The following is a 21,763-nucleotide window of genomic DNA, read 5'->3' on the forward strand; positions in this document are numbered from 1 at the left end:
CCCCGCTTCCCCGCTCCCCTGCTTTCCCGCGCCCCCACCCCGGCCGAACGGCCCCACTTTCCCCTCTCTCCCTTGTAGAAGGCCACGCATGCCGAACTACCGCGAGTGCCGCGACGACCTGGACAACTACCTCACCGCACGCGTGCCGGTCATCGGCCTGCGCACCATCGAACAGCCACGCGCGCTGCGCCTCGTGAAGGAGATCGCCGCCCAGCCGCGCCGCTCGGGTCTGCCGTTCTGGATCTATACGCGCGCCACAGGACTGCGGGATCTGCGGTCCAACGCGACCGTGCAGGACGACCGTTCGCTGACGGGCGCGATGGAGTTCGCGGCGGCCCAGTTCAGCAGCCGGCCGAACGCGACCCTGGTGCTGGTGGACCCGGACGACCTGGACACCGACTCCCCCTTCACCCGGCATGTCGCCGAACTCGCCCGGCTCGCCGACGCCAACGCGGGCAGCCTGGTCCTGATCACCGACAAGCCGATCTGGAGCGGTCTCCAGCGTCTCGGGATGAGCCTTCAGCTCGAACTCCCCGACCCCGACGAGATGTACACGACGATCCACGGCTTCCTCGCCGACCACCACGGGGTCGTACCGATCGCCTGGACCGAGGAGGACGCCCGCCGGGCCGCGGAGTTCCTCCAGGGCGTCACCGAGGGCGAGGCGGTCAACCTGATGGCCACGCTGGTCGCCAAGGGATCCGTCGAGAAGGACGACGTCCTCGCCCTCGCCCGCTCCAAGGACCGGATCTTCAGCGATCTGGCCGGGCTCGAACGTATCCACCTCAAGAGCGAGGAGGACTACGGGATCGGCGGACTGACCAATCTCCGTGACTGGCTGCGGCGCAAGCACCAGCTGATGCACTCCGACCTCCGCGGCACCGGTCTCCGGCCGCCCCGCGGCGCCCTCCTGGTCGGCGTGCCCGGCTGCGGGAAGTCGCTGTCCGCCAAGGCCATCGCGTCCCAGTGGCGGCTGCCCCTCTACCGGCTGGACATGGCCAGCATCCACGGCAAGTACCTCGGCGAGTCCGAGGGCCGGATGCGCGAGGCGCTGGAGACGGCCGATCGCGTGGCGCCGTGCATCCTGTGGATCGACGAGATCGAGAAGGGCCTCGCCGGCAGCGGTGACATGTCGGGCGTGCCGCAGCGGATCATCGGCCAGTTCCTCTTCTGGCTCCAGGAGTCCGACTCGCGCGCCTTCGTCGTCGCCACCGCCAACGACGTCCGCAGCCTGCCGCCCGAGCTGCTGCGCAAGGGCCGCTTCGACGAACTCTTCTTCGTGGACCTGCCGGACGCGCAGGACCGCAGGGAGATCATCCAGCTCTACTACCGCCGTTACGTCAAGGCCGAGCCCGCCCCGGACCGGCTGGACCTGCTGGTCGACCTCTCCGACGGCTTCGCCGGCTCCGACATCGAGGCCGCCCTCCACGACGTGGGCGCCGAACTCCACCTCCAGGGCGACGACCCGCAGGGGCTCGACCCCTCCTTCGTCGAGGACACGTTCGCCAACGCCTCCCCCATGAGCCGCACCAACCCCGAACAGATCGAGGAGATCCGCTCCTGGGGCCGCGACCGCGCCGTCCCGGCGGGCCGCTCGCTCACCACCGCGTCCCCGGGCACGGCGGGCCCCTCGCGCCGGGTCGTCTTCATGGGCGACTGACGCGTACGCGACTGCCGGACGGCCGGCTGACACACAGCCGGCCGGCGGCGCCGCCCTGACGGAGTCGATCAGGCGGGTACGGAGTCGATCAGGCGGGTTACGAGGTGGAGGCGAGGACGTCTGAGAGCAGCATCGCGGTCCTGTCCCACAGCTCCCGCTGGATCACCTCGCCACGTCCCGGCTCCGGGCAGAGCAGCGGCTCGGCGTCCTTGACGGAGTAGTAGCCGCCGGTGGCCGCGGCGAGGCCCGGATCGGTGGCGAGCCGCACGATGATGCCGGCGCCGCGCCGGGGATCGCCCACGCCCAGCCGGGTCAGGGCCTTTTCGAGCACGCCCGCGAGGGGCAGCTCGCGGCCCAGGCCGCTGGTGTTGAAGCCCGGGTCGCAGCAGTGCGCCGTCACGCCCGTGCCCGCGAGCCGCCGGCCGAGTTCCTGGCTGAACATGATGTCCATCAGTTTCGTCCGGCCGTACAGCCGCGACGACTCCCGCCGGCCGTAGTCGTCGGTGAGGACGAGATCACGGGCCGGGACGATGCCGCCGGAGCGCCGCGACGCCTCGGAGGCGACGGTGACGATCCGCGCGGGGGCGGAGGCCACGAGCCTGTCCCGCAGGGTGGCGGTGAGGACCCAGGGGGCGAGGTAGTTCACGGCGGTCATCTCGCTGAACCCTTCCGGCGTGATCCGCTGCGAGAAGGCGTGCAGGCCCGCGTTGTTGATCAGGACGTCGATCCGCGGGTAGCGGGCGCCGATCTCCTTCCCGACGCGTCGCACCTCGCGCAGCAGCGACAGATCGGCCAGGAACACCTCGACGGGGGTGCCGGGCGCCGCCGCCCCGATCTCCTCGCGCAGTACGCCGGCCTTCTCCGCACTGCGGGCGACGATGCCCAGGGCCGCGCCCCCACGGGCCAGGTCCAGGGCCGCCAGCCGGCCCAGGCCGTGCGTGGCGCCGGTGATGACCATGACGGGTCGCCTGTCCATCGGCCCTTCTCCTATGCTCGTCCCGTGCTTGTTGCTGAGGTACCTCGGCAATGTAGCACCGATTACTGAGGTACCTCAGTAATGCGCGGTTCGGACCGACGGCCGAGCGGGCGAGTGGGCGAGTGGGCGAGTGGGCGAGTGGGCGAGTGGGCGAGTGGGCGAGTGGGCGAGTGGGCGAACGACCGGAGAGGAACGGCATGGGCGGAACGGGCGACACACCGGCGGCCGAGCGCGTAGGGCTGGAATTCCTGTTCCTGGCCCACCGGGTGCGGCGGGTGGTCGACGACCGGATGGCCGCCGGGGGGCTCTCCCTGGCGCGTACGAAACTGCTGCGGCTGCTCGACGAGCAGGGCCCCACCCGGCTGTCCTCCCTGGCCGAACAGCTCGGCTTCGCCGCGCGGTCGGTCACCGAGACGGTCGACGGACTCGCTCGCGACGGTCTGGTCGATCGCGGACCCGACCCCACCGACCGCCGGGCGAAGCTCGTCGTCATCACACGCGAGGGAAACGCGGTGCTGGCGACCGCGAGCACCGCGGGAGAGCGCGTACTCCAGGACATCTTCGGCGCTCTCGACGACGACCAGAGGACCACTCTGGGCGGACTGCTCGGCGCGATCGACACCGCGGCACGGGCGGCGGCCGACACCCCCTGACGCCCCACCCCGCGCCGCCCCCTCGGCCCGGTCGGCCCAAGTCCGGTCGGTCCAGGTCCTGTCAGTCCCGGGGCGTGCTCCCCGTCGGCTCGTCCACGGGCGGCGCCGGGACGGGAACCGCACCCGTGCGCAGCAGTTCGAGCCCCCGCTCGATGGCCCGGTCCATGGCGGTGTGTTCCTCGGCGCGCACCCACTCCTGGACCGAGATCTCAATGATGTTCATGATGTTCGCGGCGGCGAGGGCGGCCACCAGCTCGGCGAAATCGCCGCTCGTACGGCGGAGGATCTCCTCGGCGAGATCCTGCCGCCAGTTCCAGGTCCCGGCGCTCAACTGCGCCTGGATGGACGGGGTCCGGTTCGCGATCCGGTAGACGTCGATCAGCCGTTCCGGATCGTCCGCGACGGTGCGCCGTACGCTCTCGATGACCTGGTAGAGAGCCTGCGGCAGCGGTGCGTGCTCGGGCAGGGCGCGCAGGTCTTCGAGCGCGATGTCGAGGGTGTCCTCGATGAAGCGCACGACCAGCGCCTCTTTGGTCGGGTAGTAGCGGTAGACCGTGCGGGCCCCGACCTCGGCGGCGGCGGCGATCTGCTCGATGGTCGTGGCGGCGAACCCCTGCTCCCTGAAGAGCGAGATGGCCGTGTCCGCGATCAGCTGCCGCGTCCGCTCCATCTTCATCTCACGAAGCCCCACCCCGTACCTCCGCCCCTCCGCGGCACCGGAACCTCCGGTCGCGTCGGCGCCCATCGTGCCACGCGGCGGCCATCGCCACGTGGCGCGATGCGGGGACGGGACCCGGGCCGGAAATGATCGCAGCGACTATCGGCATCAGCTGCCGACTGGCATCGTTGGCCTTGTGGCAGCAACTGCCACTAGGGAGTGAGTGCCCGTCCGGCGCTCGTCCGGTGCGTGCTCGCGCTCGATACGCGACGAGAGAGGAGAACACGCCATGACCGACGTGACCGGCATGACCGATGCGACCGACGTGACCGACGTGACCGACGTGACCGATGCCACCGACGCCACCGACGCCACCGACGCCACCGACGCCACCGACGCCACCGACGCCACCGACGCGACCGAGAAGGCGAACGTTCCGACCGCGAAGCCCTTTGCCACCACCCGCGCCTCCGGCTGCCCGTTCGACCCGCCGCCGGAATACGGGGCGCTGCGCGCCGAGGAGCCGGTCTCCCGCGCGTCCTGCCCGGTCGGCACCGACGCCTGGGTCGTATCGCGGTACGAGGACGTACGGGCGGCGCTGTCCGACCCGCGGCTCAGTTCCCGTGCCGCCCCGTCCACGCACATCGTCCCGAACGCCGATCTGCACCGGCCGATCGCACCGGGCTCGCTGCTGCACATGGACGGCCCCGACCACACCCGGCTCCGCCGCATGCTGACCTCCGAGTTCACGGTCAAGAAGATGCGGGCCCTGCGTCCCTTCGTCCAGCGGCTGGTGGACGAGCACATCGACGCCATGCTGGCCGGCCCCCGGCCCGCCGATCTCTACCGGGACTTCGCCCTGCCCATCCCGTCGCTGGTCATCTGCGAACTCCTCGGCGTACCTCCCGAGGACCGCGACCGCTTCCAGGAGCAGACCACCGTCCTCATCAGGGTGGGCAGCGCCCAGGAGGAGGTGGAGAGGGCGGCGGCCGAGATCGAGGAGTTCATCGGCCGGCTCATCACCGCCAAGCGGACCGCCCCGCGGGACGACCTGCTGAGCCGGCTCATCCAGCGCGGACAGGACTCCGGCAGGCCGTTCAGCCAGGAGGAACTCGTCACCCTCGGGGTCACCCTCCTGATCGCCGGTCACGAGACCACCGCCAACATGATCGCCCTCAGCGCCCTCGCCCTGTTCCGGCACCCCGGGCAACTCGCCGCCCTGCGCGCCGATCCCGCCCTCGTCACCCCCGCCATCGAGGAACTGCTCCGCTATCTGACGATTCTCCAGTTCGGGCTGCTCCGTTACGCCACCGAGGACATCCGGATCGCGGACGCGACCGTGCGCGCCGGGGACTGGCTGGTCGCCGCGCTGTCCTCGGGCAACCGCGACGACCGGGCCTTCCCCGGCGCCGACCGGCTCGACCTGACCAGGGAGGCGGGCGGGCATCTGGCGTTCGGCTACGGCGCGCACCAGTGCCTGGGCCAGCAACTCGCCCGCGTGGAGCTGGAGGTGGTCTTCACCACGCTCTTCCAGCGCATCCCCACACTGCGGCCGGCCGTCCCGCTGGAGGAGATCCGCTTCAAGGACGACGCTCTCGTCTACGGAGTACGGGCCCTGCCGGTCACCTGGGACCCGCGATGACCCACCCCGGACCGGACCGGCCACCGAGGGGCTGAACCCATCAGATGACGAGGGGCGCGGCGGGCATCTCCCCGCCGCGCCCTTCGTCGTCAACTCGGCAGGCGTGCGAGAACTGTTGACAAACCGATGACACGATTGCACCCTGTGACTCGCAAAAACATAGATAACTAGCTCAATTTTTTTGCGCTCCTCGTGCAACTTCGCAGCAGGGACCCGCCCCCGTCTGCTGCGACCGCACCACTCTGTTTCAGGACGACAGCTGTTCCGAAACCCGGCCCGGCGCACCGGCACCCGCGCCTCGCCTCCACGCACCCGCGCGACGCGTGACGCGGGTCCCGCGCGTCGTACGGCCGGCCCGGAACCGCGGGCTGTCCGGTACTCGTTCCGACAGGCTCTCTCGTTCCGACAGAACAGAGGACACCATGAAACGGAAACAGCCCCGCCGACGGCTGATCATCGGCGCGATCATCGCCGCCCTGATCACCGTCGGGCTCCTGCCCGTCTCCGCCTCCGGCTCAGGCGCCGCCTACGCGGCCGAACGACCCAACCTGGCCCAGGGCAGAGCGGCCACGGCCGGCGGTTCCGAGGGGAACCATCCCGCCGCCAACGCCACCGACGGCAACCAGCAGACGTACTGGGAAGGGCCGTCCAACGCGTTCCCGCAGTGGATCCGGGTCGACCTGGGCAGCGAGGTCAGGACCGACCGCGTGGTGGTCAAGCTGCCGGCCTCGTGGGAAGCCCGTACGCAGGCTCTCGCCGTGCAGGGCAGCACCGACGGGTCCACCTTCAGCACGCTCTCCGCCGCGCAGGGGCAGGCGTTCGCCCCGGGTTCCGGCAACACCGTCACCATCGACTTCACCGTCGCGACCGTCCGGTACGTACGGCTGAACATCACCGGCAACACGGGCTGGCCCGCCGCGCAGGTCTCCGAATTCGAGGTCTACGGCCCGGCGAACGACGGTGACGGAGGTGACGGAGGTGACGGTGACGGAGGTGACGGCGGCGGCGCCGACGACACCGATCTGGCCCGCGGAAAGCCGATCGAGGCGTCGTCGACGGTCTTCACGTATGTCGCGCGCAACGCCACCGACGGCAACATCGGCACCTACTGGGAGTCGGCGGGCCACCCGTCGACGCTGACGGTGAAGCTCGGCGCCAACGCCGACATCTCCTCTGTCGTGATCAAGCTCAACCCCGACGCGGCGTGGGCGACCCGTACCCAGAGCATCCAGATACTCGGCCGCGACCAGGCCGGGACCGCCTTCACGTCACTCGTGGCCCGCGCGAACCACACCTTCAACCCGGCGTCGAACCAGAACACGGTCACGATCCCGGTCAACGGACGCGCCGCCGACCTCCAGCTCCAGATCTTCAGCAACACCGGCGCGACCGGCGGGCAGGTCGCCGAGCTCCAGGTCATGGGAACACCGGCGCCCAATCCGGACCTGACCGTCAGCGCGCTGTCGTGGACCCCCGCCTCTCCCGTGGAGAGCGACACGACGAGGGTGAACGCGACGGTACGGAACGTCGGACCGGCCGCCGCCGCCGCGACCACGGTGAACGTCAGCCTGGGCGGCGTCGTCGCGGGCAGCGCCCCGGTGTCCGCGCTCGCGGCGGGAGCCTCCGCCACCGTCCCGGTCGACATCGGGAAGCGCGCGGCGGGCAGTTACCGTGTCACGGCGCTGGTGGACCCGACCGACACGATCGTCGAGCAGGACAACGCCAACAACAGCTTCACCGCGGCCACGGACCTGGTCGTCGGGCAGAGCCCCGGCCCCGACCTCCAGGTGCTCGGCATCGAATCCAGCCCGGCGAACCCGGCCGTCGGAGCACCGGTCAGCTTCACCGTGGCGGTGAAGAACCGCGGGACGACCGCCTCCGGCGCCACCACGGTCACCCGCGTCGTCGTGGGCGGCACCACGCTCAACACCAACACCCCGTCGATCGCCGCGGGCGCGACGGCCAACGTGAGCGTCAACGGCACCTGGACCGCCACCAACGGCGGAGCCACCATCGTCGCCACCGCCGACGCCACGAACGTCGTCACCGAGACCAACGAGACCAACAACGCGTTCTCGCGCTCGATCGTCGTCGGACGCGGGGCGGCCGTCCCGTACGTCGAGTACGAGGCCGAAGCCGCCCGCTACCAGGGCACCCTGCTGGAGGCCGACCCGCTGCGCACCTTCGGGCACACCAACTTCGCGTCCGAGTCCTCGGGCCGCAAGTCGGTACGGCTCAACTCCACGGGCCAGTTCGTCGAGTTCACCTCGACCAACCCCTCGAACTCGATCGTCGTACGCAACTCGATCCCCGACGCCCCGAACGGCGGCGGCGCCGAGGCCACCATCAGCCTCTACGCCAACGACACCTTCGTCCGGAAGCTGACCCTCTCGTCGAAGCACAGCTGGCTGTACGGCAACACCGACGGCCCCGAGGCACTGACCAACACGCCCCAGGCCGACGCCCGCCGGCTCTTCGACGAGTCCCACGCCCTGCTGCCGACGACCTACCCGGTCGGCACCAAGTTCCGGCTACAGCGCGACGCCGCCGACTCGGCCGCGTTCTACATCATCGACCTGATCGACCTGGAGCAGGTGGCGCCCCCGGCGAGCAAGCCGGCCGAGTGCACCTCGATCACGGAGTACGGCGCGGTGCCCGACGACGGCATCGACGACACGGATGCCATCCAGCGGGCGGTGACGGCCGACCAGGAGGGTGACATCGCGTGCGTATGGATCCCGGCGGGGCAGTGGCGCCAGGAGAAGAAGATCCTCACCGATGACCCGCTGGACCGCGGACAGTACAACCAGGTGGGCATCAGCGATGTCACGATCCGCGGCGCGGGGATGTGGCACTCCCAGCTCTACACCCTGACCGAGCCGCACCAGGCGGTCGGCAGCATCAACCATCCGCACGAGGGCAACTTCGGCTTCGACATCGACGACAACACCCAGATCTCCGACATCGCCATCTTCGGCTCCGGCACCATCCGCGGCGGACCGGGCGGCGCCGAGGGCGGGGTGGGCCTCAACGGCCGCTTCGGCAAGGACACCAAGATCTCCAACGTCTGGATCGAGCACGCCAACGTGGGTGTCTGGGTCGGCCGTGACTACGACAACATCCCGGACCTCTGGGGCCCGGCCGACGGCCTCCAGTTCAGCGGTATGCGGATCCGCAACACGTACGCCGACGGCATCAACTTCACCAACGGCACCAGCAATTCACGGGTGTACAACTCGTCGTTCCGCACCACGGGCGACGACTCCCTGGCCGTCTGGGCCAACCGCTACGTGAAGAACCCGTCGACGGACATCGCGCACGACAACCAGTTCCTCAACAACACGATCCAACTGCCCTGGCGGGCGACCGGCATCGCGGTCTACGGCGGCTACGGCAACAAGATCGAGAACAACCTGGTCTCGGACACCGCCAACTACCCGGGCATCATGCTGGCCACGGACCATGACCCGCTGCCCTTCTCCGGGCAGACCCTGATCGCCAACAACGCCCTCCACCGCACCGGCGGCGCCTTCTGGAACGAGGACCAGGAGTTCGGCGCCATCACGCTCTTCGCCCAGAGCAGAGACATCCCCGGGGTCACCATCCGTGACACCGACATCTACGACTCCACCTACGACGGCATCCAGTTCAAAACGGGCGGCGGCAACGTCCCGGACGTCGCCATCACCAACGTCAAGATCGACAAATCCAACAACGGCGCCGGCGTCCTCGCCATGAGCGGCGCCCGCGGCTCCGCCAAGCTGACCAACGTGACCATCACGAACTCGGCCGACGGCAACATCGTCACCCAGCCGGGCTCACAATTCGTGATCACGGGCGGCTGAGCACTCGTCATCCCCACACAAAAGGTGCTGGACCGCGTTCGCGGTCCAGCACCTTTCTGGTTCCGTCAGATAGTCCCCGACTGCGACATGAACTCCACGACCCTGACGACGTACGGCATACAGACCATCGTTAGCAAGAGCAACCCAAACGTACGGCGAGCTACGGAGCGGATACGGGTACCGGAACCAGTCGTTCCGTTACGTGACACTAAAGCAACCCCTTAATTTTTCTTGAGCCTTGAAGCACATGGGGAGATGAGGCGAATTTCCGCAGAGTCGCGATGCCGTCGCCATCGACTGACGATCACTCTATACCGGTCCGGCAGCCACTCGCGTCCGCCGCCCCTCCCCCGCCGCACCTGCGGGGACAGCCGGAAACCCGCTACCGGAGCGCATATGCCAAAGGCATAAATTACCCTTCGGGCGCCGGCCCGCTAGTTCCCGTAGCCCCTCAGCCGCCGCAGCCCGGCCAGCGCCCGCGCGGCCCGCTCCTCGTCGCTCCGGGCGCCGAGCCTGCGACTGATGGCGAGGCTCTCCTCCAGATGCGCCGCGGCCTGGTCCAGCCGCCCCGTGTCCTGCTCCGCCTGCGCCAGGTCGTACAACACCCCGGCTTCCTCACCTGCGGCTTGGATGCGCCGCATGACCGCGAGGGCGGCGATGTGCTTCGCCAGGGCCTGTTCGCCGCGACCGGCCGCACGATGGGCCCTGCCGGTCCCGTTGAGCGCGATCCCCTCGCCCCGCGCGTCCTCGACGGCACGCAGGGCCACCAGCGCACCCCCATAGAGAGTGAGGGCTTCGTCGATCTTCCCGAGCGCCGTCAGCACGCTCGCGAGATTCATCTGAAGGGTGGCCCGATCACCCTTTCCGCCCATATCGCTGGAGACGTCGATCGCTTCTCGATAAGCGCGCTCGGCGGATTCCAGATTACCGATCTTCTGGTACAGCTCCGCTATGTTGTTCAGCGTGCGATATCTTCCTCTGTCATCTCCGGCATCGGCGAATCCGGAAAGGGCGAGCAAAAAGCAATCAATCGCTTCCTGATGCCGCCCCAGCTGAAGATGGGTGATTCCGAGCAAGTTGTGGCTACGCGCTATCTGGAACCCGTCATTGAATTGCATACGCAAAGCAAGAGATCGCTCTTGAAGGGTCTGGGCCAGCACGTACTGGCCGGTGTGCCACAACGGAAGCGACAGCTGGTGAATCGACTCGCTCTCCAGCTCCGAATCATTCAGGGACCGTGCGATCCCCAGGGCTTCGTTCGCGGTCGAGTGCGCCTCCTCGTACTGACCGCTCTGCGAGCACAGCGCGCTCAGGTCGAGCAGGGCTCGCCCCCGCGCCGCGTCATCACCGACGGCACGCCAGTGGGCGACCGCTCGGCGCAACAGCGGTTCGGCCGTGACCAGATGCCCCTCCACGTTCCAATAGCCCGCCAACACATGGACGAACAGCGCCAGTTGACTTTCCGACCCATGTCGGCGCGTCCAGTCGAGCGCGGCCATCAGGTTGGCGCCTTCGGCGATCAGCCACCGCTCCGCCGCCCGCGCGTCGGCGATCTCGGGCCATGCGGTGGGGGGACGATCTCCGACGGGGATGCGTGAGCGGACGCGGTAGGCCAGCCGGTCGGCCCGGTCCGCGACACTCATGTAATGATCCACCAGACGGCGAAGTGCCTGATCGGAGTCGCTTTCGGTGTCCCGGTCGGCTTCTGTGCCCCGGTCGAATTCCGCCCCGCCCGAATCGGAACCTTCATCGATCAGCGTACGGGCGTACACGCGCAGAAGATCATGCATGGTAAATCGGTGCGGTGACCGCTCGAAAATAAGGTGGTGAGCCAGGAGCTCTTCCAAAGCGTCCTCGGTCGCCTCGAAGGACAGTCCCGCAAGTGCCGCCACCGCGTGGGGACCGAACTCCAATCCGAAATGGAGTCCGATACGGCGGAAGACGAGCCGCTGCAAGGGCGTCAGCCATCGATAGGAAGCCGCGAAGACATGTGAAACATTCCGCTCACCGTCGCGCAATTGGGAAAGCTTTCCGCCACCATCGGTCAGTTGCTTGAGCAGGTCGGACGGGGTCCACGAAGGCCGGGCCAGCAGACGGCTTGCCAGGACATCCACAGCGAGCGGGAGATATCCGCAGATGCGGACTATTTCCGCGGTGTCGGCCTCCCGGGCGGCGCGCCGCGCGCCGAGCCGCTGGTTGAAGAGCGCGATGGCGTCCTCGCGGGGCAGCACGTCGAGGGAGACGGGCCGCACACCGGGCAGACCGGGCAGCCGCTGCCGGCTCGTCACGATGACCGCGGTCGGGGACGCGCCGGGAAGCAAGGGGCGGACCTGCGCGGGGCCGGCGGCATCGTCCAGGATGACGAGCATGCGGCGGTCTCTCACCGTGGTGCGCCAGAGAGCGACCAACTCGGCCAGGCCCTGCGGGAGTTCCTTCGGAGGCGTACCGAGCAGGCGCAGCAGTTCGCCGAGCGCGTGGGCCGCGCTCAGCGGCGGGCGGTCGTCGGCGTGCCCGTGCAGATGCAGATAGATCCGGCCTGCCGGGAACAGGTCGCGCAGCTGATGCGCGAGGTGCACGGCCATCGACGTCTTGCCGACGCCGCCCATGCCGTCGATCGCCTCGATGGTGACGACCGGCGCGGAGCCGCCGGAGGAGGGTCCACTCGTCTCGGAGAGCGCCGCTGTCAGCCGCCGCAGCTCGTCACGCCGGCCGACCCACGGAATATCCCGCGGTACGTTGTCCGGAATCGTCCCCGTCGGTCGCGAGACCGTGCGCCGGCCGATGCCCGCCTGCTCCAGCAACGCCGCCACGGGCGTCTCCGAGATGATCCCCTGATGGACCTGGCGCAGCCGCCGGCTCGCGTCGAGGCCGACGTCACGGACCACGCGCTGGCGCGTCCTCTGCAACAGCTTGGTCGCCTCGGCCGCGCGCCTGCTGCCGTACAGGGCGAGAGCGAGTTGTTCGACGAGTGCTTCGTCGACGGGGTGCTCCTCTGCCAGGGGCAGCAGCACGGGTACGGCGTCGGCGAACTTCCCCGCCGCCATGAGGATTTCGGCGCGCACCATGGCGGCGATGAGGCTTCTCTCGCCGATGGTGAGGCGGAGTTGACCGGCCCAGTAGGCCGTGATCCCGGCCAGCGGTTCCCCGCGCCAGAGGCTCTCCGCGTGGTCGAGCAGACGGAGGGCCTCTCCCTCGTCGTCGCTGTCCTTCAAGGAGCGGGCCTGGTCGACACAGCTGGTATAGCGGCGCAGGTCCACTCGGTCCGGATCGACGTTCATCACATAGGAGTTCGTACGGCTGTCGACAGCCGGTGCGTCGCTCCCGGCGACACTCTCCAAGGCTTTACGGATACGCGATATGTGCACGTACAGCGCGTCCCTGGCCTTACCCGGCGGATCGTCGTCCCAGATCCGGTGAATCAGCGTATCCACGCTCACGGTGCGACTGGCGTCCCAGGCGAGCGCGGCGAACGCCAGCCGGGTTTTGATGGAACCGAGCTCTTTGCGTCGGCCGGCGGCCCGTACTTCGACCGATCCTGAAAGTCGAATCTCGAACTCCACCAGCGTCCTCCCGCCGGTCCGGCCCGCTACAGGCCGGGTATCCGAGCGTGCCACGGAGGCCCCCCACCTGGCTATATGGGCCTCTTTGAAGTCCGAAACTGACTTACGGCTGAACGAATCTGTTCATCCCCGGTGTCAGATGGGGAAGGACTCCCTAGCTGGCTGATGACGAGGCATTCCCGCTGCATATGCTGCTGGCATGATCGTTACCGTGCCGAAGGGGGGCTACAGAGGTGCCATTACCGGAATCCGACCGAAGCGGAGCGCTGTTGTCGGCCATGGTCGCGTGCGATACCGACCGGGAATCCGCCGCATGGCGGGAATTGGCCGCCGTCGCGGAAGCGGTGGCCGAGACAGATCTGACGGTGGCGCGTTTATGGCTCCGCGTCACACGGGAAAGAGATTCCCCCGCGGTCCCCACAGAACCGGAAGAAGCGGCAGACAATGCCGGAGCCGCTTCGTTGTGGAGACAACTCGCCCTGGCACTCATCACGTTGGCCGCGCGCGACCACGGCACCGACGCCGCCGTGAGTGACTGGTTACGACGTCACTCCCCGCCCACGGACCAACGGACGACGCACACGAACACGATCGCCGGCGCCGCCGTTCTCCATGGTCCGGTCGTACAGGCCCGCGACGTCCAGGGCGGCATCCACTTTCACCAGCCGGCCCGCGAGGACGTGCCCCGGCCGCCCGTTCCCCGCCAGCTTCCCCCGCTGCGGAGGGCGTTGGTGGACCGTGAAGAAGATGTGCGAGCCCTCGACGCCCTGCGCGCCCAGCGTCCGGCGCAGGCACCCCAGCTCCTGGTCGTCAGCGGGTTCCCCGGCATCGGAAAGACCACACTCGTCTCACGCTGGCTGCACGAGAACGCGAGCAGCTTTCCCGACGGACAGTTGTACGCCGACCTGGGCGGTCATGCCGACGAAGGAACCGGCGGTCCGGTCCCCGCCGCCACCGTCCTGGAAGGCTTCCTGTACGCGCTCGGAGCGCCCTCCGTACCCGCGGACACCGCGCAACGGATAGCGCTGTGGCGCTCGCTGACCTCGGGACTGCGACTGGCCGTTCTCCTGGACAACGCGTTCACCGCGGCGCAGGTGCGGCCCCTGCTGCTCGGCACGCCCACCGGGCTCACGGTGGTGACCAGCAGAAACCACCTCACCGGGCTGCTCGCCGACGGTGCGGCCATACACCGGCTCGGCGCCCTCACGCCGGAATCGGCCGTCGAACTGCTGGCCGTCGGCGGTGGCGGCGGGCGCGTCGCACAGGATCCGGCTGCGGCACGCGAGGTGGTCACCCTGTGCGCCTGTCTGCCCCTCGCGGTCTGCCTGGCCGCCGCCCAGCTCGTGCTCCGCCCCCACCGTTCCGTATCCGCCCTCGCCGAGAGCCTGTCCCAGGATCAGGGACCGCTCGACGCCCTGCGTGTCGATGGAGAAGCCGTGGTGCGCTCCGCACTGGACATGTCGTACGGTCTGCTGCCCCGTGAGAGCGCGACGCTCTACCGGCGGATGGGGCTCCTGCCCACGGAGCGCTACGACCTCTTCATGCTCACCGCGATCGGCGGTGACGAAGCGACCGACGGCACCACCCGTACGGCCGGGACGGACGCCGTGGACATGGCCGTCGGCGCCCTGCTGGAGGCCAACCTCCTGGAGGAGACGAGCCCGGGGGTCTACCGCTTCCACGATCTCGTTCGCCCCCACGCCCGCCGGCGCGGCGATGCGGAGGAGAGCGATTCCCAGCGTGAGCACGTACTGCACCGCTTCGTCGACTGGTGTCTGATCACCGCGACGAGGGCGGAGGAGATCCTCACCCCCAGCCACCGTATGCCGACGCGCGAACTCCCCCCTTCGCCCGTCCTGCCCACTCCGCTCGCGAACCCGGCCGAGGCGCTGGCCTGGTTGGATACACACCGCAACGGGCTCATGGCCGCGGTACGGCACTGTGCCGACGCGGGATGGCACAGCACCTGCTGGTGGCTGGTGGACGCCATGTGGCCCCTTTTCCTGCGATTGCGCCCCTCCGAGATGTGGGTCGAGGCGCACCACACGGGCCTCTTGGCGGCACGCGCGAGCGGCTCCAGGGACGGCGAGGGCCGCATGCTGACCTCGGGCGCCATCGGCCTGCGCAACGCCGGGCGGTACGAGGAGGCCGCCGACTGGTACGTCCAGGCGCTGGAGCACGCCACCTCCGACGGTGACCTCCGGCAACAGGCACAGGCCGTGCACGGACTGGGGCACATCGAACTGCTCACCTCGCGCTTCGACGAGGCGCGTGCGCACTTCGAACAGGCCCTGCGCCTCCGCGAGTCGATCGGCTACCGGCGCGGTGCCGCGCTCTCCAGAAGACGTCTCGGCGAGACCGCCTCGGCGACCGGTGATCACCGTACGGCCGCCCGGCATCTGACCCGGGCCCATGCCGAACTGGAGTCCCAGGGGGAAGCCTACGAAGCGGCCCGCGCCCTGGCCCTCCTCGGCCATGTCCTGGACCGCGACGGGGACCACGAAGCGGGAATCCGACGGCTGCGCGAGGCCCTGGAGATGTTCCGGGGACCCGACGCCCAGTCCGGGCACTGGCAGGGGCGTTCCCTGGAATGGCTCGGACAGGCCGCCGAGCGGCAGGGCGACGTGGCGGAGGCGCGCCGGTGCTACGAGGCCGCCCAGGACCTCTTCCAGCGGCTGGACCCGGCTGAAGCGCAGCGCCTCGACGACCGGCTGCGGCAGCTGTGAGCGCTGCCGCAGCCGGGTTCTCCGTGCCCCCCGCCGTCGTCGGTCAGAAACGACCGTCCCGCTCACACAGGCGGACGGACCGGAGCGATTCCAACGGCTCTCCGGCCACCAGCCAGGCGTGCACCACCGCGGCCACGGCATGCGGCGGAGCCGGACACCACGCCCCGTCCTCTGCCGGCCACGCCGGGATGACGACGCCCCCGCCGCGCCGTGTTCCGAGGACGCACCCGTTCTCGGAGTCGGGCACGGCGGCGACGAGGCAGCCCGGATGGCGCGCGATCAGTTCGTTCGCGCGATGGCGTGCCGCCCGCGGTGGCAACGGCGTCCGGGACACGAGCACATCGGCGTGCTCCACCCGGTCCGCTTCCCCCGGAGCGTCCGGGTTCACCCAGAGATGCAGGTCGCACGGACCATGACCCGACGGGTACGGACGGCTCCCCGCCGCTTCCGGCGCCGCGTCGAGCCGGACGGCGACCAGACCGTGCGCGGTCGCCGACCTCCAGCTGATGGACGCCGAGACGGTGACCAGGCCGGTACGGCGACGATCCGAACAGGCGTCGGTGGACGTATGCCGGACACCGAACCGCACCGCGCACCACGCGGCGTCCGGTACCGCACGCCGGCTCATCGCCGCACCGCCCACGGGTCGACGGCCTCCCACTGTTCCAGCGGCGGTGGCAGGGGCAAGGGCGGAACGAGCGGCGCCCAGGCCGGTTCCCCCAGCTTCAGCAGACGGTAGATGACCGTGCGCATCCGCCGGTGGAACTGGCCGGGCGCCGAGGACAGCAGGGAGGCCACCTGCTCGTACTGCCCCGGACGATGCCGCTCCGCGGCGTAGCGCACCTGCTCGTCCAGCGGATACGCGGGAGAGATCACCGGAGCCTGAGCGGCCAGGAGCGCCGCGGGCGAGGAGGCCGAGATCTCGCGCCTCGGTCCGGGCGTGAGCAGCATGGCGGCGTCCGTGAGGGTTCCGTACGCCGTGAGCGACCCGTGGTCACCGATGATGCAGTCGGCGGCGATCAGCGGCGCCAGCCAGTCCGCTTCCGGGGGCACGACCGCGATCCCCCGGCCGCGGCAGCCGGCCAGCCAGCTCTGCACCTGCCAGCCCCCGTGGCCGGCGAACACATTCGGATGGAGCAGCAGGGCGACCCGGTAGTCACGCCCGGGAAGCTGGCTCAGCAGCTGCGGCAGCAGGGTGTCGAGCCGTCCGAAGGTGGAGGTGGGCCCCCACGTCGAGGGGACGATCACAAGCCGCTGCCCCGCTTCCAGCCCCAGTGCCTCGCGGTACTGCTCGCGCCGGGACCTCCCGGCGAGGATGCGGTCGACACAGGGATCCCCCACCACATGGGCGACCGGAAGCGCCTCGGGGCAGGATCGCGCCAGTTCCTCCACATCGCGTTCGTGCGCGTAGACGATCGCTGCCGGGCCCACCCGTCCCTCGTGCAGAAGATGCTGACGGCTCAGCATCCCGGGCGACCGCGTCTCCCCCGGTTTCAGGGAGGAGGTGTCGGTGAGCAGTTTGATGTGACCGGCCCCGTGCGAGATGCGTACGACCGGAGCCCTCAACTCGTGCACCCCCCGGGACCCGGCGGCCAGCGCCAGGTCGAACTCGGCCCGCCGGGCCTCCTCCCAGGGCACGGTGGCGATGCCCAGGCTCTCCAGATACCGCGAGACACCCTCCCCGAAGGCGTGCGGCGGGGCGGTGAAGACCACCTGGATACGGAAGTCGGCCTCCAGCAGGCAGAAGACCTCGCGCAGACGCTGTGCGAACGTCACGGTGTGAGCGACGACCAGGAACCGCTTGCAGTCCTGTACGGTCAGCCACCGACCTTGTTCGATCAGCGCCGGTTTCGTGGTTTCGACAGACACAACACTCCCCCATGCTTGTCGCTGCGTTCAGCAGTCGACAGAGGGGTGCCCGGGGCACACGACGCTTTCCTTGCAGCCCCCTTGCAGCCACCTTGTCCGGCCGCGCCCCACCACGATCGAGGACCTTTTCACCCGGTTCATCCAACGTCGGCGGCCGGGGACAGGGGCGTCGCGCCGGGGGCCGGGGCATCGCGCCCGGGGGCCGGGGGGCCGGCGCCGGGGCATCGACCGTTCGGCCGATCCGGGGGGGTGAGTGGGCCCCCGCACTCTCCCTGGAGTGGTGCGTGCGCCGCGGGACGTGGTGGAACGCGGTCCCACCGCACCGGTGAGGCGCCGCCGGACACCCGCTTCATTCCGGAGCGGCAGGTGTCCCGAAACTGAGCGACCCCACATTGCCGGCCTGAACCACCGGACCGTGCTGCGTACCCCCGCTGACCACATTGTGGACATCCGCGACCCGCTGACCGCCCCCACCGGGCGCCAGTTCATCGAGGATGGCCCGCAACTCGGAAGCGGCACCCGGATCGGCCACCAGAGCGCGCCTCAATCGCGCCCGCCACTCCGCCTCGACATCCAAGGCCACCTGCTCATCGACGGCCCCCGCGACCAGCGTCAATTCCCCGCGCGAGGTCTCCAGTTCCCCCTCGATCACGTCTTCCTCACCGCCACGGTGCGAAAAGAACGAAACGATACGATCCCGAGCCTGCGCCCACGAATCCGTCGCCATCTGCTGAACGACCGCCGTAGCGCCCGCGGCGGCGAGCGCCATCAACTCCGCTTCCACCGAACCCCCTTCGCCTCGGCCGGGCCAGTAACCCTACCCCCTGACACCGAACAACCACAGCGCGCCAACACACCCCGCCACCTCGATCCGGAGCCCAACGAATCAGAAGGAGCAACCACCCGCGCCGCCGACCCGGCCCTCGCACCGAGCCATTCCCATTCGCTCACGCAGAAGGCCCCCGCGATCTTCGCAGGGGCCTTCTTTCACACCATTTTCCCTGGTCAGGGACTGAGCCGCCTTCGGGATTCGAACCCGAGACCTACGCATTACGAGTGCGTTGCTCTGGCCAACTGAGCTAAGGCGGCGTGCCTTCCGCACCATGGTGCGATCAGCAGCGCGGCCAAGTCTACACAGTTTTGGAGGGTGCTCCGCACACCCCTCCTGTGGGGCTCTTCCCGCAGGTCAGGAGCACTTCTTGCCGTCCGCCGGGGGCGTGCCCTCCAGGAGGTAGGTGTTGATCGCCGTGTCGATGCAGTCGCTGCCGCGGCCGTAGGCCGTGTGGCCGTCGCCGTTGTAGGTGAGGAGAGTGCCGGAGGAGAGCTGGGCGGCCAGGGACCGGGCCCACTTGTACGGGGTCGCCGGGTCGCGGGTGGTGCCGACCACGACGATCGGGGCCGCGCCCCGCGCCTCGATGCGGTGGGGGGTGCCGGTGGCCTTGGTGGGCCAGTAGGTGCAGTTCAGGGAGGCCCAGGCCAGGCCCCTGCCGAAGACCGGGGAGGCCTGTTCGAACGAGGGGAGCGCTTGCGTGACCGCTTCGGGGCCGTCGAAGGCCGGCGGGAGATCCAGGCAGTTCACCGCGGAGTTGGCGTACATCAGGTTGGCGTACGAGCCCCCGCTGTCGCGCTCGTAGTACGAGTCGGCGAGGGAGAGCAGGGCCGCGCCGTCACCCTTCATCGCGTCGCCGAGGGCCTGGCGGAGCTGGGGCCAGGCGGACTCGTCGTACATCGCGGCGATCACGCCGGTCGTGGCGAGGGACTCGCCCAGCGGGCGGCTCTCGCCGGTCGGGACGGGCTTGGCGTCCAGTGTGGTGAAGAAGGTCTTCATACGGTTCGAGACGTCGGCCGCGGACTTCATGCCGAGGGGACAGTCGGGCTGTTTGACGCAGTCCTCGGCGAAGGACCGGAAGGCCGTCTCGAAGCCCGCGGTCTGGTCACGGTTCAGCTCACGGGCCGGGAGGGACGGGTCCATCGCGCCGTCGAGGACGAGGCGGCCGGTGCGCTTCGGGAACAGTTCCGCGTACGTCGCGCCCAGGAACGTGCCGTACGACGCCCCGACGTACGAGAGCTTCTGGTCACCCAGCGCGGTACGGAAGATGTCCATGTCACGGGCCGCCTCGACCGTGGACACATGCGGGAGGATCGCGCCGGAGCGCTTCGCGCAGCCCTGGGCGAACTTCTTGAAGGACGCGGCCAGCTTCGCGGTCTCGGCCTGGTCGTCGGGCGTCGTGTCGACCTGCGTGTACGCGTCCATCTCCTTGCCCGTGAGGCACTCGACGGGCTCGCTGCGCGCCACGCCGCGCGGGTCGATGGCCACCACGTCGTACCGGGCGCGGACCGGGGCCGGGTAGCCGATGCCCGCGTACGCCTGGAGATAGCCGATGGCCGAGCCGCCGGGACCGCCCGGGTTGACCATGAGGGAACCGAGGCGTTTGCCCGGTCCCGTGGCCTTCTTGCGCGAGACGGCCAGATCGATCTGGGTGCCGTCCGGTTTCGTGTAGTCGAGCGGTGCCTTCATCGTGGCGCACTCGAAACCGGGGACTCCGCACGCGCGCCACTTGAGCTTCTGGTCGTAGTACTTCTTCAGCGTGGCGGGGTCGATGGACACCGCGCCCGAGCCCGAATTCGTATCCGTATCCGAAGTCGACGCCTCCGACGAGGAACTGCCGGAACTACAGCCGGAGATCAGCAGACCGGCCGCCACGAACGCGGTGGCGGTAATACGGAACAGGCGCCTGGTGTCCATTCAGGGAGCCTAGCCGCCGAATCGCGTACGCGGCCTGTCGGTGCTCGTACGGGTGATTTCCCGGATCTCCTGGAACTCCCGCATTCCCCGGATCCCGGAGATTCCCCCGGATCCCCGGGTTTCCTGTGCGATCGACCGCCCGTACGACATCGCCGCCCGTACGACATCGCCGCCGCCCGTACGACCAGGCTGTCCGCGGTCGCGTACCGTCAGCCCGCCCGCAGCGAGACCGCCATCGCCTCCACCGCCAGCAGCGGCGCCACATTGCGGTCCAGCGCCTGGCGGCAGGCGACGATGGCCTCTATCCGGCGCAGCGTCCGCTCGGGCGTCGAGGCGCGGGCGATCCGGTCCAGCGCGTCCCGTACGTCCCCATTGGCGAGCGCCACGCGCGAGCCCAGCTGGATGGCCAGCACATCGCGGTAGAAGCCGGTCAGATCGGTGAGGGCCAGATCCAGGCTGTCCCGCTGCGTACGGGTGGAACGGCGCTTCTGGCGGTCGGCCAGCTCCTTCATCACGCCCGCTGTGCCCCTCGGCATCCGCCCGCCCGCCGAGGCACCGAGCGCGGCCTTCATGTCCTCGGTCTCCTTGACGTCGACTTCCTCGGCGACCTGCTTGGCGTCCTCCGTGGCGGCGTCGATCAGCTCCTGCGCCGCCCTGAGGCAGCCTCCGATGTCGTCCACACGCAGCGGCATCTTGAGAACGGTGGCGCGACGGGCCCGAGCCCGTTCGTCGGTGGCGAGCCGGCGCGCCCGGCCGATATGTCCCTGGGTCGCGTGGGCGGCGGCATGCGCGGCCTCGGGTTCGATGCCGTCGCGCCGGATCAGCACATCGGCGACAGCCTCGACCGGCGGAGTACGCAGCACGAGATGGCGGCAGCGCGAACGGATCGTGGGCAGGACGTCCTCCAGGGAGGGCGCGCAGAGCAGCCAGACCGTACGGGGCGCCGGCTCCTCCACCCCCTTGAGGAGGACGTTCCCCGCGCCCTCGGTGAGGCGGTCGGCGTCCTCCAGCACATTGACCTGCCAGCGCCCGCCGGCCGGCGAGAGCTGGGCGCGGCGGACCAGCTCGCGGGTCTCCTTCACCCCGATGGACAGCAGATCGGTGCGGATGATGTCCACATCGGCGTGCGTACCGATCAGGCTCGTGTGGCAGCCGTCGCAGAACCCGCAGCCCGGCTCACCACCGAGCGCCCGGTCAGGGCTCGTGCACTGAAGGGCGGCGGCGAACGCACGCGCCGCGGTGGACCGGCCCGAACCGGGCGGCCCGGTGAACAGCCAGGCGTGCGTCATCTTCGACGCCTCCGGCGGCTCGGTGCCCGCCGCCTCGGCGGTCACGCGCGCGTCCGCGTCCCGGGCGGCGGCGGCGAGCGTCGCCCGAACGCGGTCCTGTCCGACCAGGTCGTCCCATACGGTCATGCGCCGTCACCAC

13 protein-coding genes and 1 tRNA gene are annotated in these 21,763 nt (G+C 69.7%); 5 read left to right on the forward strand and 9 right to left on the reverse strand.

Annotation, left to right across the window (positions count from 1 at the left end):
- Positions 1-88: 88 nt before the first annotated feature.
- Positions 89-1,660, forward strand: coding sequence for an ATP-binding protein (locus ACIOGX_RS11335; RefSeq protein WP_384768740.1), 1,572 nt, complete (start codon positions 89-91; stop codon positions 1,658-1,660).
- Between the two features lie 97 nt (positions 1,661-1,757).
- Here the strand turns inward: ACIOGX_RS11335 and ACIOGX_RS11340 are convergent, their stop codons facing one another.
- Complete coding sequence (locus ACIOGX_RS11340) at positions 1,758-2,636, reverse strand: SDR family NAD(P)-dependent oxidoreductase (RefSeq protein ID WP_401912203.1); 879 nt, start codon at positions 2,634-2,636, stop codon at positions 1,758-1,760.
- 197 nt (positions 2,637-2,833) lie between these two features.
- On the opposite strand from ACIOGX_RS11340, the gene ACIOGX_RS11345 reads away from it, so the two are divergent.
- Positions 2,834-3,289 (forward strand): MarR family transcriptional regulator, encoded by a 456-nt coding sequence (locus ACIOGX_RS11345; protein WP_356515409.1) that lies wholly within the window; start codon positions 2,834-2,836, stop codon positions 3,287-3,289.
- A gap of 61 nt (positions 3,290-3,350) precedes the next feature.
- On the opposite strand, the gene ACIOGX_RS11350 is transcribed toward ACIOGX_RS11345, so the two are convergent.
- Positions 3,351-3,980 (reverse strand): TetR/AcrR family transcriptional regulator, encoded by a 630-nt coding sequence (locus ACIOGX_RS11350; protein WP_401912205.1) that lies wholly within the window; start codon positions 3,978-3,980, stop codon positions 3,351-3,353.
- A 256-nt stretch (positions 3,981-4,236) separates the two neighbouring features.
- On the opposite strand from ACIOGX_RS11350, the gene ACIOGX_RS11355 reads away from it, so the two are divergent.
- Positions 4,237-5,589, forward strand: a complete 1,353-nt coding sequence (locus ACIOGX_RS11355; RefSeq protein WP_401912208.1) for a cytochrome P450 — start codon at positions 4,237-4,239, stop codon at positions 5,587-5,589.
- 422 nt (positions 5,590-6,011) lie between these two features.
- Positions 6,012-9,434 carry a CARDB domain-containing protein gene (locus ACIOGX_RS11360; protein WP_401912210.1) on the forward strand — a complete coding sequence of 1,141 codons (3,423 nt, stop codon included), beginning with the start codon at positions 6,012-6,014 and terminating at the stop codon, positions 9,432-9,434.
- Between the two features lie 434 nt (positions 9,435-9,868).
- Here the strand turns inward: ACIOGX_RS11360 and ACIOGX_RS11365 are convergent, their stop codons facing one another.
- Complete coding sequence (locus tag ACIOGX_RS11365; RefSeq protein WP_401912213.1) at positions 9,869-12,994, reverse strand: AfsR/SARP family transcriptional regulator; 3,126 nt, start codon at positions 12,992-12,994, stop codon at positions 9,869-9,871.
- Between the two features lie 731 nt (positions 12,995-13,725).
- Between ACIOGX_RS11365 and ACIOGX_RS11370 the strand changes: the two genes are divergently transcribed.
- A complete protein-coding gene (locus ACIOGX_RS11370) occupies positions 13,726-15,720 on the forward strand; it encodes a tetratricopeptide repeat protein (protein ID WP_401912216.1) in 1,995 nt (664 codons plus the stop codon).
- Between the two features lie 43 nt (positions 15,721-15,763).
- Here the strand turns inward: ACIOGX_RS11370 and ACIOGX_RS11375 are convergent, their stop codons facing one another.
- The 6 genes from ACIOGX_RS11375 to ACIOGX_RS11400 form a co-directional block, all read right to left on the reverse strand.
- Complete coding sequence (locus tag ACIOGX_RS11375) at positions 15,764-16,348, reverse strand: hypothetical protein (RefSeq protein WP_401912219.1); 585 nt, start codon at positions 16,346-16,348, stop codon at positions 15,764-15,766.
- Positions 16,345-17,589, reverse strand: a complete 1,245-nt coding sequence (locus ACIOGX_RS11380; RefSeq protein ID WP_401912222.1) for a hypothetical protein — start codon at positions 17,587-17,589, stop codon at positions 16,345-16,347. The genes ACIOGX_RS11375 and ACIOGX_RS11380 overlap by 4 nt, the downstream gene beginning before the upstream one ends.
- Before the next feature lie 349 nt (positions 17,590-17,938).
- A complete protein-coding gene (locus ACIOGX_RS11385; protein ID WP_401912225.1) occupies positions 17,939-18,373 on the reverse strand; it encodes a hypothetical protein in 435 nt (144 codons plus the stop codon).
- Between the two features lie 231 nt (positions 18,374-18,604).
- A tRNA-Thr gene (locus ACIOGX_RS11390) sits at positions 18,605-18,678 on the reverse strand.
- Between the two features lie 97 nt (positions 18,679-18,775).
- Positions 18,776-20,335: an alpha/beta hydrolase gene (locus tag ACIOGX_RS11395; protein WP_401763766.1), complete on the reverse strand. Its 1,560-nt coding sequence runs from the start codon at positions 20,333-20,335 to the stop codon at positions 18,776-18,778.
- A gap of 209 nt (positions 20,336-20,544) precedes the next feature.
- Positions 20,545-21,750 (reverse strand): DNA polymerase III subunit delta', encoded by a 1,206-nt coding sequence (locus tag ACIOGX_RS11400; RefSeq protein ID WP_401763769.1) that lies wholly within the window; start codon positions 21,748-21,750, stop codon positions 20,545-20,547.
- Positions 21,751-21,763: the final 13 nt, after the last annotated feature.

The sequence above is a fragment of the Streptomyces sp. NPDC088147 genome (assembly GCF_044741565.1).
Lineage (GTDB): Bacteria > Actinomycetota > Actinomycetes > Streptomycetales > Streptomycetaceae > Streptomyces.

Coding starts and splice junctions, on each gene's coding strand:
- ACIOGX_RS11360 (WP_401912210.1), top strand. CDS start 6,012: ATGAAACGGAAACAGCCCCGCCGACGGCTGATCATCGGCGCGATCATC.
- ACIOGX_RS11335 (WP_384768740.1), top strand. CDS start 89: ATGCCGAACTACCGCGAGTGCCGCGACGACCTGGACAACTACCTCACC.
- ACIOGX_RS11375 (WP_401912219.1), bottom strand. CDS start 16,348: ATGAGCCGGCGTGCGGTACCGGACGCCGCGTGGTGCGCGGTGCGGTTC.
- ACIOGX_RS11395 (WP_401763766.1), bottom strand. CDS start 20,335: ATGGACACCAGGCGCCTGTTCCGTATTACCGCCACCGCGTTCGTGGCG.
- ACIOGX_RS11340 (WP_401912203.1), bottom strand. CDS start 2,636: ATGGACAGGCGACCCGTCATGGTCATCACCGGCGCCACGCACGGCCTG.
- ACIOGX_RS11400 (WP_401763769.1), bottom strand. CDS start 21,750: ATGACCGTATGGGACGACCTGGTCGGACAGGACCGCGTTCGGGCGACG.
- ACIOGX_RS11355 (WP_401912208.1), top strand. CDS start 4,237: ATGACCGACGTGACCGGCATGACCGATGCGACCGACGTGACCGACGTG.
- ACIOGX_RS11345 (WP_356515409.1), top strand. CDS start 2,834: ATGGGCGGAACGGGCGACACACCGGCGGCCGAGCGCGTAGGGCTGGAA.